The organism is Thalassobacillus hwangdonensis, from assembly GCF_042675915.1.
GTDB lineage: Bacteria > Bacillota > Bacilli > Bacillales > Halobacillaceae > Thalassobacillus_A > Thalassobacillus_A hwangdonensis.
The window spans coordinates 979,896-994,946 of record NZ_JBHTKL010000005.1; the positions used below are offsets into that span (position 1 = coordinate 979,896).

Annotated in this window: 14 protein-coding genes; all 14 read left to right on the forward strand. The window is 45.9% G+C overall.

From position 1 onward, the window contains the following. Positions 1 to 3 precede the first annotated feature (3 nt). Positions 4 to 2,877 carry an excinuclease ABC subunit UvrA gene (gene uvrA / locus ACFQ2J_RS14285; protein WP_386061821.1) on the forward strand — a complete coding sequence of 958 codons (2,874 nt, stop codon included), beginning with the start codon at positions 4 to 6 and terminating at the stop codon, positions 2,875 to 2,877. A 108-nt stretch (positions 2,878 to 2,985) separates the two neighbouring features. Beyond that, on the forward strand, positions 2,986 to 3,357 hold the full coding sequence (locus ACFQ2J_RS14290) for a YojF family protein (RefSeq protein WP_386061824.1): 372 nt from the start codon (positions 2,986 to 2,988) through the stop codon (positions 3,355 to 3,357). Positions 3,358 to 3,360: 3 nt separating this feature from the next. Beyond that, positions 3,361 to 4,029, forward strand: coding sequence for a bacillithiol biosynthesis deacetylase BshB2 (gene bshB2 / locus ACFQ2J_RS14295; RefSeq protein ID WP_386061827.1), 669 nt, complete (start codon positions 3,361 to 3,363; stop codon positions 4,027 to 4,029). A 157-nt stretch (positions 4,030 to 4,186) separates the two neighbouring features. Further along, complete coding sequence (locus ACFQ2J_RS14300) at positions 4,187 to 5,257, forward strand: DUF4097 family beta strand repeat-containing protein (protein ID WP_386061830.1); 1,071 nt, start codon at positions 4,187 to 4,189, stop codon at positions 5,255 to 5,257. A 17-nt stretch (positions 5,258 to 5,274) separates the two neighbouring features. Beyond that, complete coding sequence (locus ACFQ2J_RS14305; RefSeq protein WP_386061833.1) at positions 5,275 to 5,475, forward strand: PspC domain-containing protein; 201 nt, start codon at positions 5,275 to 5,277, stop codon at positions 5,473 to 5,475. Continuing rightward, entirely contained in the window at positions 5,472 to 5,816 is a 345-nt protein-coding gene (locus tag ACFQ2J_RS14310) for a phage holin family protein (protein ID WP_386061836.1), read from the forward strand. Before ACFQ2J_RS14305 ends, ACFQ2J_RS14310 begins: the two co-directional genes overlap by 4 nt. A gap of 575 nt (positions 5,817 to 6,391) precedes the next feature. Next, positions 6,392 to 7,327, forward strand: a complete 936-nt coding sequence (gene hprK, locus ACFQ2J_RS14315) for an HPr(Ser) kinase/phosphatase (protein WP_386061838.1) — start codon at positions 6,392 to 6,394, stop codon at positions 7,325 to 7,327. Between the two features lie 12 nt (positions 7,328 to 7,339). Further along, positions 7,340 to 8,179 (forward strand): prolipoprotein diacylglyceryl transferase, encoded by an 840-nt coding sequence (gene lgt / locus ACFQ2J_RS14320; protein WP_386061841.1) that lies wholly within the window; start codon positions 7,340 to 7,342, stop codon positions 8,177 to 8,179. Positions 8,180 to 8,194: 15 nt separating this feature from the next. Next, positions 8,195 to 9,157, forward strand: coding sequence for a nucleoside recognition domain-containing protein (locus ACFQ2J_RS14325; RefSeq protein ID WP_386061844.1), 963 nt, complete (start codon positions 8,195 to 8,197; stop codon positions 9,155 to 9,157). Beyond that, complete coding sequence (gene ppaX / locus ACFQ2J_RS14330; protein ID WP_386061846.1) at positions 9,132 to 9,770, forward strand: pyrophosphatase PpaX; 639 nt, start codon at positions 9,132 to 9,134, stop codon at positions 9,768 to 9,770. Before ACFQ2J_RS14325 ends, ppaX begins: the two co-directional genes overlap by 26 nt. A 3-nt stretch (positions 9,771 to 9,773) precedes the next feature. After that, complete coding sequence (locus ACFQ2J_RS14335; RefSeq protein ID WP_386061849.1) at positions 9,774 to 10,301, forward strand: acyltransferase; 528 nt, start codon at positions 9,774 to 9,776, stop codon at positions 10,299 to 10,301. A gap of 302 nt (positions 10,302 to 10,603) precedes the next feature. Further along, complete coding sequence (gene glpK, locus ACFQ2J_RS14340) at positions 10,604 to 12,097, forward strand: glycerol kinase GlpK (RefSeq protein WP_386061852.1); 1,494 nt, start codon at positions 10,604 to 10,606, stop codon at positions 12,095 to 12,097. A 219-nt stretch (positions 12,098 to 12,316) separates the two neighbouring features. Next, positions 12,317 to 13,969, forward strand: a complete 1,653-nt coding sequence (locus ACFQ2J_RS14345; RefSeq protein ID WP_386061855.1) for a glycerol-3-phosphate dehydrogenase/oxidase — start codon at positions 12,317 to 12,319, stop codon at positions 13,967 to 13,969. 91 nt (positions 13,970 to 14,060) lie between these two features. After that, complete coding sequence (locus ACFQ2J_RS14350) at positions 14,061 to 15,050, forward strand: hypothetical protein (protein WP_386061858.1); 990 nt, start codon at positions 14,061 to 14,063, stop codon at positions 15,048 to 15,050. The last annotated feature ends 1 nt before the right edge of the window (position 15,051 follow it).

A 15,051-nucleotide genomic window follows, 5' to 3' on the forward strand; every position in this document is an offset into this window, starting at 1 on the left:
GAGATGCCCAGCAAATCAATCAGCATAAAAGGGGCTAGAGCCCATAATTTGAAAAACATAGATGTGGAGATTCCGAAAAATAAACTGGTGGTGCTGACCGGGCTATCTGGTTCAGGGAAATCTTCCCTTGCCTTCGATACCGTCTATGCAGAGGGGCAGCGACGTTATGTCGAATCGCTTTCTGCCTATGCCCGTCAGTTCCTCGGTCAAATGGATAAACCGGATGTCGATTCGATTGAAGGATTGTCCCCGGCAATCTCCATCGACCAGAAAACGACCAGCAAGAACCCACGTTCCACAGTGGGAACTGTAACTGAAATCTTTGATTATCTGCGCCTATTGTTTGCACGTGTTGGGCGGCCGACGTGTCCGAATCACGGAATCGAGATCAGCTCACAGACGGTGCAGCAGATGGTCGACCGCATCATGGAATATCCGGAGCGGACGAAACTGCAGATCCTGGCACCAGTGGTATCTGGTCGTAAAGGTGAGCACGTCAAAGTTTTTGAAAAGCTTCAGCAGGAAGGTTACGTCCGTCTTCGCGTCGATGGCGAAATGAGGGAAATTTCCGAGGAAATAAAATTGAATAAGAACCAAAAACACTCGATTGAAGTCGTAATCGATCGAATTGTCGTAAAAGACAGCATTGAAGGACGTTTGTCTGATTCACTTGAATCTGCCCTTCACCTTGGGGATGGACAGGTGATTGTCGATGTCATTGGAGAAGAAGAGCTGTTGTTCAGTGAACATCATGCATGTCCGATTTGTGGCTTTTCCATCAGTGAACTGGAGCCGAGGATGTTCTCGTTCAACAGCCCGTATGGTGCATGTGGCCGTTGTGATGGACTGGGTACACAGCTTGAAGTCGACCTGGATCTCGTCATTCCGGATTGGACAAGGTCACTTAACGAGCACGCGATTGTAGCGTGGGAGCCGAACAGCTCACAATATTATCCACAGCTGCTGAAAAGTGTCTGTGATCACTACGGCATCGACATGGATATCCCGGTCAAAGATATTCCTAAGAGCCAGATGGACAAAATCCTTCATGGAAGCGGTAAGGATAAGGTCTATTTCCGTTATGAAAATGATTTTGGCAGAGTACGTGAAAACGAGATTTATTTTGAAGGGGTCGTATCGAACATTTCGAGACGATACCGGGAGACTTCGTCTGATTACATCCGTGAACAGATGGAGAAGTACATGTCCCAGAAGGCGTGTCCGAAATGTAAAGGCTACCGCCTGAAAGAAGAATCGCTTTCCGTACGGATCAACGGGAAGCATATTGGTCATACAACTGAGTATTCCGTTACCGATGCAAAAGAATTTTTCGAAAACATCGAGCTTACCGAAAAAGAAGAAAAAATCGCTCGAATGATTTTGAAGGAAATTTGTGAGCGATTGACGTTCCTGATTAACGTAGGATTGGATTACCTGACGCTTTCCCGATCAGCAGGAACGTTGTCGGGTGGGGAAGCACAGCGGATCCGGCTTGCTACACAGATCGGTTCTGCGCTCACCGGCGTGCTGTATGTCCTTGATGAACCTTCGATTGGACTTCATCAGCGTGATAATGATCGTCTGATTCAGACGCTGCAACGCATGCGTGACTTAGATAATACGTTGATCGTCGTCGAGCATGATGAAGATACGATGCTAGCGGCCGATCACCTGATCGATATCGGCCCTGGTGCTGGTGCGCACGGAGGCGAAATCATCTCCCAGGGAACACCGAAGCAGGTCATGAAAGACCGCAAATCATTGACAGGGCAGTACCTGTCCGGGAAAAAGTTCATCCCGTTACCGACTGAACGCCGCAAGCCGGATGGACGTTACCTGGAAATCAAACAGGCAGAAGAAAATAACCTGAAGAAAGTCAACGCGAAGATTCCGCTTGGATTGTTGACCGCTGTTACAGGTGTGTCCGGTTCAGGGAAAAGTACGCTGATCAACGAGATCCTTTATAAGTCCTTATCTATGAAGCTTCATAAGGGCAAGAAGAAGCCAGGTAAACATAAGGAAATCAAAGGAATCGATCAGCTGGAAAAAGTCATCGATATCGACCAGTCACCAATCGGGCGTACTCCGCGTTCCAACCCGGCGACCTACACGAGTGTATTTGATGATGTCCGCGATGTTTTCGCTCAGACGAATGAAGCGAAAATCCGTGGCTACAAAAAAGGCCGGTTCAGTTTCAACGTAAAAGGCGGACGCTGTGAGGCATGCCGTGGAGATGGAATCATCAAGATCGAAATGCACTTCCTGCCGGATGTATATGTTCCATGTGAAGTGTGTCATGGGAAACGCTACAACCGAGAAACACTCGAAGTGAAATATAAAGGGAAGAACATTGCTGATGTATTGCAAATGACGATCGAAGAGTCACTTGAATTTTTTGCGAACATCCCGAAAATCAAGCGTAAGCTTCAGACGATGTTCGATGTCGGACTGGGTTACATCAAGCTCGGTCAGCCTGCGACAACACTTTCCGGAGGGGAGGCGCAGCGCGTGAAGCTTGCCAGTGAATTGCATCGCCGTTCCAATGGGAAATCGTTGTACATTCTTGACGAACCTACCACAGGTCTGCACGTTGATGATATTTCACGATTGCTGAAAGTATTGCAGCGCCTTGTCGATAATGGAGACTCCGTACTGATCATCGAGCACAACCTGGATGTTATCAAAGCGGCCGATCATATTCTTGATCTAGGTCCTGAAGGTGGAGAAAAAGGTGGACAAATCATCGCATCCGGCACACCTGAAGATATCGCTGTACATGAAGATTCCTATACAGGACATTATTTGAAGCCGGTATTGGAACGTGACGTGAAGCGTATGGAAGAACGATTGAATAACACAGAACGCGTAGCGAAGTAATGACAGCATATCGCTTTATCGATCCTGCACTTTACTATAGGATGAATCTATAAGAATCGGATGCAGGTTGCATTCAGAAACAACTGTTGATGAGAGGGGATTTATTCGATGGAAGCGATCGATATGGAAAAAGTACAAGCCAAAATCGATGCATTTGCAAATAAAGATGTCTATGTCCATTTGGAAACGACGAACGGAGCCTACGCTAGCCACTTTGATGAAAAAGCATATAACGTAGGTGCGTTCATCCGTAATGCCAATGTTCGTTATGAGCATGGTAAAATAGTCGAAACCGGGGGTTCCTATCGCGTCGGTCTGAAGCTTGAACTTGGCTGGGTTTATGCTGAAGGTGTCACTGATTATGAAATCGATGACAAGGACCGCTTGCTGATGGCAGGTCATGATCGGGAAGGTAGACTGATGGTCGCACTTGAAATTAGTGAAACACCTTTTTCCCATGAATCGAAAGGAAATGGATGAACGATGAATAAACACCTCGTCGTTATCTATCCGCACCCCGATGATGAATCCTTCGGGGCATCCGGGACGATATCCAAACATCGCGAAGAAGGAATTCCGGTAACCTATTTGTGCGGCACACTTGGAGAAATGGGGAGGAACATGGGCAACCCCACCTTCGCCAATCGAGAAACGTTGTCCACATTCAGAAAAAAAGAGTTGCTGGAAGCCTGCGAAAAACTCGATATCCAGGTGAAAATGCTCGGGTATCGCGACAAGACATTGGAATTCGAGCCAATGCATGAAGTGGCCGCTCACTTAAGAGAGCTGCTGGAGGAGATCCAGCCTCATCTAGTGATTACCCACTACCCTGGCTATGCGGTCCATCCGGATCATGATGCTTTAGGGGCTGCAGCTGTAGAGGCGGTTCGTTTGATGGAGCCTGAGAACCGTCCGGAACTTTGGGCACAGGCGATTTCCAATCACCACGAAGAGGAACTGGGCAAACCTGATATCACCAATGACATCAAGCCGTACTGGGAAAAGAAAATGGCAGCCATCGAAACACATCTCTCCCAGGCACATGGTATGATGACTCTGATGAAGAACAGCAAAGCCTTCAACGAGAATATGGATGAACAATTAGCAAGACTCCGGTACGAGCGTTTTTACAAATGGACATTCAATGATTGATACAACACCACGAGAAGCACCTCATGAAATCGAATCATGCAGGTGCTTTTCTGCTACCTGCACTCACATAATCACCCGGGAAACCACATACAATGGTATGATTTGAAAAAGCAGCGTGTCAGAGACTATAGAACTTTTCAGAAAGGGGAAAGCTTATATGGATGAAAAAAGAATCAGGATTTTGAAAAAGATTGAGGAAGGAAGCTTATCTGCAGAAGAAGGTGCAGAGCTTCTTGAAGCAGCAGATGCTCAGTCCCGTCATGAAAAACAGGATGGATCAGTTTCCACCAAAGTCGACTGGGACCAAGGAGCACAGCAGAAAACGAAAGAAAAAACGAAGAAAAAGAAAAGCATCATGACATATGTTGAGGATGCATTCCACAAAATAAAGAATGTTGATCTGGACTTGAACTTTGGCGATCACGTGAGCGTGTCACATATCTATCATACGGAGGATACATTCAAGCAGATGGACATCCAGATTTCCAATGGTGGGCTCGAGCTGAAGTCGTGGAACGAAGCCTCTGTAAGACTCGAGTGCGAAGCGAAAGTCTATCAGACCGATGATCAGGATGAAGCAAGAAAACGATTTTTGAAGGAAACGGATTTCAAATTGGAAGACGGAACGCTTCTCTTTGCCAGCCCATCAAAAAAACTCAAGACTGATGTGGTTATTTACGTGCCTAAAGGGGATTATGAAGAAATTCACAGCAAGCTTTTCAATGGATCGATCACAGCAAGTGAGTTGAACTGCAGGGAGTTCAATCTGAAAACGACAAACGGATCGATTACGATGGAAGGACTCCGCGGAGATGAATGTGATGCTGAAACATCAAATGGGTCCATTCGTGCGAAACAAAGTGCATTTGATGACTTTGAAGCAGATACGGTCAATGGTTCTGTAAAGCTGTCCGGTGATTTTGGAAAAGTTGATGCTTCAGCAGTAACCGGAAGTGTATCGTGTGAGTATTACGGGAAAAAAGCTCATACAGGATTTTTCCAGACAACGACAGGAAGCGTCCGAGTCAAGGTGCCGGAAAACGTCCGGGTTGATGGAAAGCTGCAGACGAGTATGGGAAGCATCAAATGTGATATTGATGATGCTAAAATCTACAAAGAGAAGAAGGAAATGATCCGGAAAGAACTGTACTTCGTCATTAATGAAAATTACGAGCAGGCATATCATTTGGAGGCGGAAACGAAAACCGGCTCTGTCAAAGTCGAATAAAAAGGAAGTGATTCTTGATGGCAGGTAATTTGAAACGCTCTAAGTCAGACAGGATGGTCGCCGGGGTCCTCGGTGGACTTTCCGATTATATAGGAATGGACGCCAACCTGCTTCGAATTGTCTTTTTGATTCTATGCATCCCGGTCTCTCCACTGATCCTCGTCTATTTAGCAGCAATCTTCATCGTACCGAATGAAAGGAGAGGCAAAACCCAATGAAATCATGGCTGTTGCATATTGTAGTCAATGCTCTTGCAATTTTCATAGTGGCATCCATATTTGATGCGGTGGTAGTAAGTGGAGTGGTCGCAGCGCTGATTGCTGCATTGATTCTATCTGTCCTTAACGCGATCGTCCGACCGATCCTGGTCGTGCTGACACTGCCGATCACTATCGTAACACTAGGATTGTTTTTACTGGTCATCAATGCCATTACATTACTACTGACGGATGCACTGATGGGAAGCAGCTTCGAGGTGAATGGATTTTTCGTCGCCATCCTGGCCGCCATCATCATCGCACTCATCAACCTCGTGTTGAACAGCTTCATAAAAAAATGAGCCAAAAAGCCTTTATGCCGTGTTGCATAGAGGCTTTTTTATTGGCTTCAAGAACAAGTTCAAGTTTTCGAGGTGGTTGAAAGAGTTTAGGTTCGTTTGGGAAGGATTCGCTTTCCTGTGGGGAACTCGAGAGCTTTCTTGGGCTATCGCCCTGCGAGATCTCGCCAAGCTCCTTCACGCATGGGAGTCTTAACCTTCCCCAACGAACCTTGCTTCATTGCATACTAGAAATTTCTAGTGGTATCGTCATTCTTTATAAGTCCACATTCCAACGCTTTGTGTTAATTAAATTCATTAGTTCTTATATAGTTCCGTTATTAAGTTCAAAGTAAAGGGTGGAGGGAAACGGTGAGACTCCTGCGGGAAAAGAATGACAGACGAGATCCCGCAGGGAGGGACGACCGAGGAAGCTCGACGTCTTCCCCGCGGAAAGCGAGCCGTTTCCCAGAACCCGCTCATCTTCCTAACATAGCGGAATCATATAAGAAACAAAGGTAGACGGTTTATTACCAAAGCATTTGGAAAAAATGCTACAATAGGAGACAGTGATTCAGAAAGAATGGAGGATCAGCAAAATGGCGAAAGTTCGCACACAGGATTTGTTGGAGCGGTTCAAACTCGAACTGGTTGCCGGGCAAGACGGCACCCATCGTGAAATACATACAAGTGATATCTCCCGTCCAGGCGTAGAAATGACGGGTTATTTCAAATTCTATCCAAAAGAACGCCTGCAATTATTAGGCAAGACAGAATTGTCCTACTTCAATGAGCTTACATCGGAGGAACGTGTCGATCGCGTTGAACGATTATGCACCGATGTAACGCCTGGCATCGTCATCACCAGGGGGATGGATATTCCACCTGAGCTTGTCACGGCAGCTACAGAAGCAGGGGTACCATTGATGCGCTCACCTTATAAAACGACACGCGTCATCAGCAGGCTGACAAACTTTCTGGAAGGGAAGTTCGCTCCATTCACCGCCATCCATGGCGTCCTTGTCGACATCTATGGAATCGGCGTACTTATTACAGGTCAGAGTGGAGTCGGTAAAAGTGAAACTGCATTAGAGCTTGTAAAGCGGGGGCACCGGCTTGTGGCTGACGACAGTGTGGAAATCAGGCAGGAGGATTATGACACATTGATCGGTAATAGCCCACCGTTGATCGAACACCTTCTGGAAATCCGTGGCCTTGGCATCATTAATGTCATGACGTTGTTCGGAGCAGGAGCCGTCAGGAGTTACAAGCGGATTTCAATGGTGATGAATCTTGAAATTTGGGATCAGAAGAAACAGTATGATCGCCTCGGTCTTGATGAAGATACGATGAAAATCATGGATGTGGAAATTCCGAAAGCAACGATTCCTGTACGTCCTGGTCGGAACTTGGCAGTCATCATTGAAGTGGCTGCGATGAACTTCCGTCTGAAGCGGATGGGTGTCAACGCTGCAGAAGAATTTTCCGATCGGCTTACAAGTGTAATCGAAAAAGATCGTCATCGTGAGAGTTAGGGGGAAATCAAAGTGTCATGTAGTGCAGAACAGCTGGACCGTGTATTTTTACAGTTAGGACCGCTGCCAATCTACTGGTATGGTGTCATCATCGCTTTTGGTGCCTACCTTGGACTATGGCTCGCTATCCGTGAAACTGAGCGGTTAGGCTTGAAAAAAGATCTGATTATTGATGCAGTGGTTATTGCAATTCCGGTTGCGATTCTATCTGCGAGAATCTATTATGTCATTTTTGAATGGGATCGTTATATCGGCGGACCTTGGTGGGATGTCTTCGCAATCTGGGAAGGTGGCATCGCCATCCACGGAGCGCTGATCGGATCCGTCATTACCGCAATCGTTTATGCAAGGGTCAAAGGAGTATCCACTTGGATGCTGATCGATATCGTGGCACCAAGTTTGATTCTCGGACAGGCAATCGGGCGCTGGGGAAACTTCATGAACCAGGAAGCGCATGGTGGGCCGGTATCCGAAAGCTTCTATAATAATTTCATGCAATACTTACCGAACTTCATCAATCAGCAAATGTGTATTGATGGCACGCTTTACCATCCGACATTCCTATATGAATCAGTTTGGAACATCATTGGATTCATCCTGCTTCTAGTTCTACGCAGGTACAATCCGCTTCGAGGCGAGTTGTTCTTAAGCTATGTCATCTGGTATTCAGTAGGCAGATTCTTCATCGAAGGCATGCGTACAGATAGTCTTTATCTGTTCGGACCGCTTCGTACGGCTCAAGTCATTTCCATCGTATTGGTCATTGCGAGTATCGCAATCATCATCTACCGTCGGAAAAAAGGGCTTGCCGATAAGCATTACAATGGAAAGAAAGCGAAGATAGCGAAGTAGCAAGGGGGAGCAGCAGTGCTTGGAATCATCCAGAGAGGCTTGAAGCAGGGACTACAACTGACATGGACATTGGGGAAAGTCATTTTTCCGGTCACACTGATTGTCACCATCCTTCAGTTCACGCCGGTTCTCCCTTGGATTGTGGAAAAGATCTCACCATTGATGAAATGGATCGGCTTATCCGGAGAAGCCGCTGTACCGCTCGTATTAGGGAACTTTCTCAATCTGTACGCAGGTATTGCGGCGATTATTTCATTTGAATTTACGGTCAAAGAAGTGTTCATCCTTGCAGTGATGATGTCGTTTTCCCATAACTTACTGATCGAATCTTCCGTAGCGTCAAAAGTCGGTGTCAACTGGTGGTTCATCGCCGGCATTCGACTTTCGCTGGCATTTGTTTCGGCAATATTAATCAACTGGTTATGGGACGGCGGCCAGGAAATCGCCAAGTACGGGATGGCTCCATCGAGAGACACAATCCCTGAAGGCTGGATAGAAATCCTTCTGCAGGGTGTCCAAACTGCGCTATTAGGCGTCATACAGCTTGCATTGATCGTCATCCCGCTGATGGTCGTCATGCAGTATATGCGCGAAAAGGGCTGGCTCGACATTTTTTCAAAATGGGTTGCCCCGTTCACTAAATTCCTTGGAATGAAGCCGAATACATCAATGACGTTGGTGGCGGGATTGACAATCGGGCTGGCATACGGTGCTGGTCTGATGATCCAGGCTGTCAAAGAGGACGGCGTGTCGAAGAAGGATATGTATCTTGCTTTGATCTTCCTCGTTTCCTGTCACGCGGTTGTAGAAGATACGCTGATCTTCATTCCTCTCGGGATTCCAGTTTGGCCACTGCTAGCCATTCGTCTGGTCACTGCAATTGTACTGACAGCAGCGATCGGTTTCATCTGGAATAAGAAGAATAAACAACAGGAGAGAAAGGATGCCACCTATGAGCATAAATACAATACTTTTTGATTTAGATGGGACATTGATCGACACGAATGAACTGATCATCGCTTCCTTCTTCCATACAACTGAAGCATATGCAGACCGCCCCTATACACGGGAGGAAATCCTGGACTTCATCGGCCCGCCATTAAAAGATAGTCTGGCAACGATCGATCCTGATCGTGTGAATGAAATGCTTGCTACTTACCGTGAGCATAATATCAAGCATCACGATGATTATGTTGAAGCATATGAAGGCGTTGTTGAAACGATCCGAACGTTGAAAGAACGTGGATTCAAGCTGGGAATTGTAACGACGAAAATGCGGAAGACTGTGAACATGGGACTGGAATTGACGGAATTGGATGGATTGTTCGATGTCGTCGTCACGTTGGATGATGTCACGAATGCCAAACCGCACCCTGAACCGATTGTGAAAGCGCTAGATGCATTAGGCGCAAAAACCTCCGAGTCCATGATGGTCGGTGACAACACACATGATATTATGGCTGGGAAAAATGCCGGCACCGCTACTGCTGGCGTTGCCTGGACAGTAAAAGGAAGAGAAGTGCTCGATGCCCTTGAGCCGGATCATATGCTGGAAGAGATGAGTGACTTACTGGAAATTGTGGGAGGATGACCGATGCGTAATACCGAGCGTTACCGTGTGGAAAGTGCGAATTCCCTTTGGCATATCTATAAGACTGTTCCTTTTTGGAAAGTCGTGAAAAACTTCATTTTCATCCAAATGGCACGCTACACTCCTTTTTTAGGGATGAAAAATTGGCTGTACCGTACATTCTTACGGATGAAGATCGGGGATGAAACTGCTTTTGCACTGATGGTGATGCTCGATGTTATGTTTCCGGAGCGTATTTCGGTCGGGCGAAATACGGTCATCGGCTATAACACGACCATTCTCGCTCATGAGTATTTGATCAAAGAGTATCGCCTCGGTGATGTGAAAATCGGAGATGAAGTGATGATCGGCGCCAACACGACAATCCTGCCAGGTGTGACAATCGGAGATAGAGCGATCGTGTCTGCAGGAACACTTGTACATAAAGATGTACCTCCAGGTTGTTTTGCCGGCGGAAATCCGATGCGTGTCATCTATACGAAGGAAGAGATGGAAGAACGAGCATCAGAGGATGATTTTTTCAATAGTTGAGCCATATCTGTCATTAAGGCAGGTATGGTTTTTTCATTTGTATAATAATATCCATCATTTGTATAAATAGCCTTCGGGCTTGTATTAATAACACCCGAATTTGTTAAATAAAATCCACCATTTGTTTAATAAACCTTGAGATTTGTAAGTTCCCCTTCTGCACGTGCACATTTTAAAGTGGTTACATGAATGAATTATGCAGGATTAGATACAATGAAAGAGAATTCATATAATACGTTTCAATTATTTGATTCATAGGGAAAGTAACACATAATACATAGTTGAGATGAGGAGGAAGGATAATGGAAAAATTCATCATGGCACTTGATCAAGGGACAACCAGTTCGAGGGCGATTCTTTTCAATCACGATGGTGATATCGTGGAAACTGCTCAAAAGGAGTTCGAGCAATTTTTTCAGAAACCTGGATGGGTCGAGCATGATGCCAATCAAATCTGGACATCGATGCTGGCATGTATCGCGGACGTGCTCCGAAAAGCGGATGTTGAACCTGCACAGGTAGCAGGTCTAGGCATCACCAATCAACGGGAGACAACCGTTGTTTGGGATCGTCATACCGGAAAGCCGGTTTATAAGGCGATAGTGTGGCAGTCTCGTCAAACACAGGATATTTGCAATGAGCTCCGTGAAAAAGGCTACAACGACACGTTCCGCGATAAAACCGGGTTATTGCTAGATCCATATTTTTCCGGTACGAAAGTCAAATGGATCCTCGACAATGTTGAAGGAGCACGAGACAAAGCGGATAATGGTGATCTGATGTTCGGCACGATCGACACGTGGCTTGTCTATAAGCTGTCAGGCGGCAATGCCCATGTAACAGATTACTCGAATGCCTCCAGGACACTTATGTACAATATTTATGATTTAAAGTGGGATGATGAGTTGCTTGAAATCCTTGGAGTCCCGAAATCGATGCTGCCGGAGGTGAAGCCTTCTTCTGAAGTTTACGCAAATACCGTAGATTATCATTTCTTTGGAAAAGAAGTTCCGATTGCAGGAATTGCTGGGGATCAGCAGGCGGCATTATTCGGACAGACATGCTTTGAGAAAGGAATGGCGAAAAATACGTATGGAACTGGTGGTTTCATGCTGTTGAATACTGGTGAAGAGGCGGTGCCTTCAGAGAATGGCCTGCTCACGACCCTAGCTTGGGGTGTAGACGGGAAAGTGGAATATGCACTTGAAGGCAGCATTTTTGTAGCAGGTTCTGCAATCCAGTGGCTTCGGGACGGCTTGGAGATGATCCGTGATTCTGCGGAAAGTGAAGTTTACGCGAAGACGGTCGATTCTACAGACGGCGTGTATGTGGTGCCTGCTTTTGTTGGTCTGGGGACGCCGTATTGGGATAGTGATGCCCGCGGTGCTGTGTTCGGTTTGACACGAGGGACTACAAAAGCCCATTTCATCCGCGCAACGCTTGAGTCGCTTGCTTATCAGACGAAGGATGTCGTCAGATCGATGGTCGAGGATTCCGGGATTGAACTGAAAAAATTGCGGGTGGATGGCGGTGCCGTTAAAAATAACCTGCTGATGCAATTCCAAAGTGATCTGCTGGATGTCGAAGTTGAGCGTCCGAAAATCAATGAAACGACTGCACTTGGCGCAGCTTATCTGGCAGGACTTGCTGTTGGATTCTGGGAAAGTAAAGAAGAAATTGCAAGACAGTGGGACATTGAAAAGACGTTCACTCCTGATATGGATGAAGAGAAGAGTGCGACATTGTATAAAGGCTGGCAGACAGCGGTTGAAGCTACCCGGATATTCAAACATTGATATCCGTCCCCTCTATTGATAGACTGAGTGTACAAATGCATGTGACCGGTTGGAGATGAAGAGAGACCACAGTAGCTTATTGTGCAATAAGCGCTACTTGTGGTCTCTTTTTTATTAATCAAGTATTCCAGAGCAGCCAACCCTCATACATGAAATGCAGCAGATATGGGAATAGAAAAAAGGACACGAATATTGTTCTACGGAAAAAGGAGTGGAAACATGGGGAGCTTATCGAGCTTTGAAAGAAAACAAACAATTGAGGAAATGACAGCCCAGCAATTGGATGTCCTCGTCATCGGTGGAGGAATCACTGGTGCAGGGATCACATTGGATGCTGCTTCAAGAGGAATGAAGACGGCTGTCGTTGAGATGCAGGATTTCGCTGCAGGTACATCCAGCCGTTCGACGAAACTCGTCCACGGCGGATTGAGATATTTGAAACAGTTTGAAGTGCGGATGGTTTCCGAAGTTGGGAAAGAGCGTGAAATCGTTTATGAAAATGGGCCACATGTCACGACACCAGAGTGGATGATGCTTCCATTCTATGAAGGCGGTAACTTCGGTCCGTTCCTTTCCAGTATCGGTTTGCGTGTATATGATTACCTTGCCGGTGTTAAAAAATCGGAACGCAGAACCATCCTCTCAAGGAAACAAGCGCTTGAATATGAACCACTGATCAAGCATGATGGTCTCAAAGGTGCAGGCTATTACGTGGAATATAAGACGGATGATGCAAGACTGACCTTGGAGGTACTGAAGAAAGGCGTCGAACATGGTGCACTTGCTGCCAACTATATGAAAGTGGTCGATTTCCTTTACGATGAAAACGGCAAAGTGAATGGTGCGATCGTAGAGGATCAGATTGATAACTCTCAACATAAGATTCTTGCGAAAAAAGTCATCAATGCAGGTGGGCCGTGGGTCGATGAACTGAGGGAAATTGATGGATCGAAACGAGGAAAGACGCTTCAGCTGACGAAGGGTGTCCACCTTGTTTTTGATGAGGGAAGTTTTCCTCTAAGACAAGCAATTTACTTTGATTCTCCTGATGGCAGGATGATTTTCGCAATCCCTCGGGATGGTAAAACTTATGTCGGCACGACGGATACAGCTTATGATGCTGATATTGCTCATCCAACCATGACGGAAGCGGATCGTGATTATCTGCTTGAGTCTATTCATTATATGTTCCCTTCACTGAACATCACGGAGGAAGACGTGGAGTCGAGCTGGGCTGGATTACGACCGTTGATTCATGAAGAAGATAAAGACCCTTCTGAAATTTCAAGAAGAGATGAGATCTTCGTTTCTGATTCCGGTTTGATTTCAATGGCAGGAGGCAAACTGACAGGTTATCGTAAAATGGCAGAAACCGCAGTCGACCTTATCCGTGACCAGTTCGTCGAAGAATATGAAATCAAATATTCGGATACGGAAACGAAGCACATGCCGATTTCGGGTGGAGAAGTCGGTGGATCGAAAGGGTTTGAAAAGTTTTCCCACGAAAAGGCGATCGAGGGAATCAAACTTGGTCTCACAGAAGCCGACGCAAGAATGCTGGTCAAATTATATGGTTCAAATGTAACTAAAGTGTTTGACTATTATAAGAATGCGGATACTGCTTTCGACCCTGTCGTTTTCGCGATGCTCCGCTATGGTCTAGAGCAAGAATTGACCTATAAACCGGTCGACTTCTTTGTCCGAAGAACAGGAGCATTGTTCTTCCAAATCGACTGGGTGCACGAGCACAAAGAGGCTGTCATCAACTACATGCATAGGGAACTTGGCTGGACAGATGAACAGAAACAGACTTATGAGGCAGAATTGGACCAGCTGCTGGAAGAAGCGGTAAAACCTACGGAGCACGTTTAACATTGAGAAAGTATGGAATCCCACTGGGTTCCATACTTTTTTATTTGTGGTACAGTTGAGAATGGATGTATTTGTAAAAGGAGATTTACATATGAAGTACAAATCTATTGTTTTAATTATCGGCCTGGTCATTTTTGGATTCATTGGTCTCTTATACTGGGAAGGAGAAGATACAGTAGAAGAGCGGGAAGAGATGACGCAACCGACACCTCCGCCTGTCGAACCCCCTGAAATCCTACCTTATGAAGGAGAGCCGTTGACAATTGCCGTGGTAGGCCAGGCACCAGATATCAAAGAAGAGGCACTCATCACCTTTGAAGAAATGGAATTCGATAAGCTCACTGAGTTGGACGAAAGCAGCTACGATGCAGCATTTATCATGAAGGACCATCATGAGAGGGCTGCTGAGCCTGGAGCTGCTCTTACATATAAGCAATCGAACCTTCCATTCTTTTTCATTGAATCAGAAAAAATGTATTTCACCTATACTCTCGAAAAGCAGTCCTATGAGAACGCTCCGGAAAATGAATACTTCATTATTGGTTATCACTCCAACAGGGATGGGACGAGCAACTTTTGGCAAATAGGAGAAGTGGATAAAAAAGCTGCAGAAAAAGAGTATTATAGTCAGGTATTCTCCATGATTGAACATCAATCGAATTCTCAAATAGCACCATATCTGACTGAACTGATTGAAGCAGAGGAACATTTCACCCATATCCTCCATGAAGAAAATGGGCATGAAAGAAAGATTGTATTTTACCAGGTACAGAAAGGTGATAAGAAGGGAATTGGATTGGCATTGTACGAAAGGGATACAGATGTCGCGTGGCAACTTAAGGAGTTTACTTCCGAATTCATTGGACTGGGTGAACTAGGTTCAGGTTCAATCCAACTGGATTCATCCTCGAAACTGGTCTATGGATATGAAAACAGCTGGCCGATGCACCAGTTTGAAAAAGTAGATGAACTCTCCGAAGGAAAGCTGCTTGTCAGAAACAGCATGCTCACCTATGCGATTGTAGATAATAATCAAACGTTCACCGTTGAAAGAGGCGGGTATGACACGGATACTTGGTAAC

What these genes read in the sequence shown, in the direction of transcription:
- ACFQ2J_RS14345 (WP_386061855.1), top strand. Translation starts at nt 12,317, where the DNA reads ATGGGGAGCTTATCGAGCTTTGAAAGAAAACAAACAATTGAGGAAATG.
- hprK (WP_386061838.1), top strand. Translation starts at nt 6,392, where the DNA reads ATGGCGAAAGTTCGCACACAGGATTTGTTGGAGCGGTTCAAACTCGAA.
- ACFQ2J_RS14310 (WP_386061836.1), top strand. Translation starts at nt 5,472, where the DNA reads ATGAAATCATGGCTGTTGCATATTGTAGTCAATGCTCTTGCAATTTTC.
- ACFQ2J_RS14305 (WP_386061833.1), top strand. Translation starts at nt 5,275, where the DNA reads ATGGCAGGTAATTTGAAACGCTCTAAGTCAGACAGGATGGTCGCCGGG.
- glpK (WP_386061852.1), top strand. Translation starts at nt 10,604, where the DNA reads ATGGAAAAATTCATCATGGCACTTGATCAAGGGACAACCAGTTCGAGG.
- bshB2 (WP_386061827.1), top strand. Translation starts at nt 3,361, where the DNA reads ATGAATAAACACCTCGTCGTTATCTATCCGCACCCCGATGATGAATCC.
- ACFQ2J_RS14300 (WP_386061830.1), top strand. Translation starts at nt 4,187, where the DNA reads ATGGATGAAAAAAGAATCAGGATTTTGAAAAAGATTGAGGAAGGAAGC.
- ACFQ2J_RS14335 (WP_386061849.1), top strand. Translation starts at nt 9,774, where the DNA reads ATGCGTAATACCGAGCGTTACCGTGTGGAAAGTGCGAATTCCCTTTGG.
- ppaX (WP_386061846.1), top strand. Translation starts at nt 9,132, where the DNA reads ATGAGCATAAATACAATACTTTTTGATTTAGATGGGACATTGATCGAC.
- ACFQ2J_RS14350 (WP_386061858.1), top strand. Translation starts at nt 14,061, where the DNA reads ATGAAGTACAAATCTATTGTTTTAATTATCGGCCTGGTCATTTTTGGA.
- uvrA (WP_386061821.1), top strand. Translation starts at nt 4, where the DNA reads ATGCCCAGCAAATCAATCAGCATAAAAGGGGCTAGAGCCCATAATTTG.
- ACFQ2J_RS14290 (WP_386061824.1), top strand. Translation starts at nt 2,986, where the DNA reads ATGGAAGCGATCGATATGGAAAAAGTACAAGCCAAAATCGATGCATTT.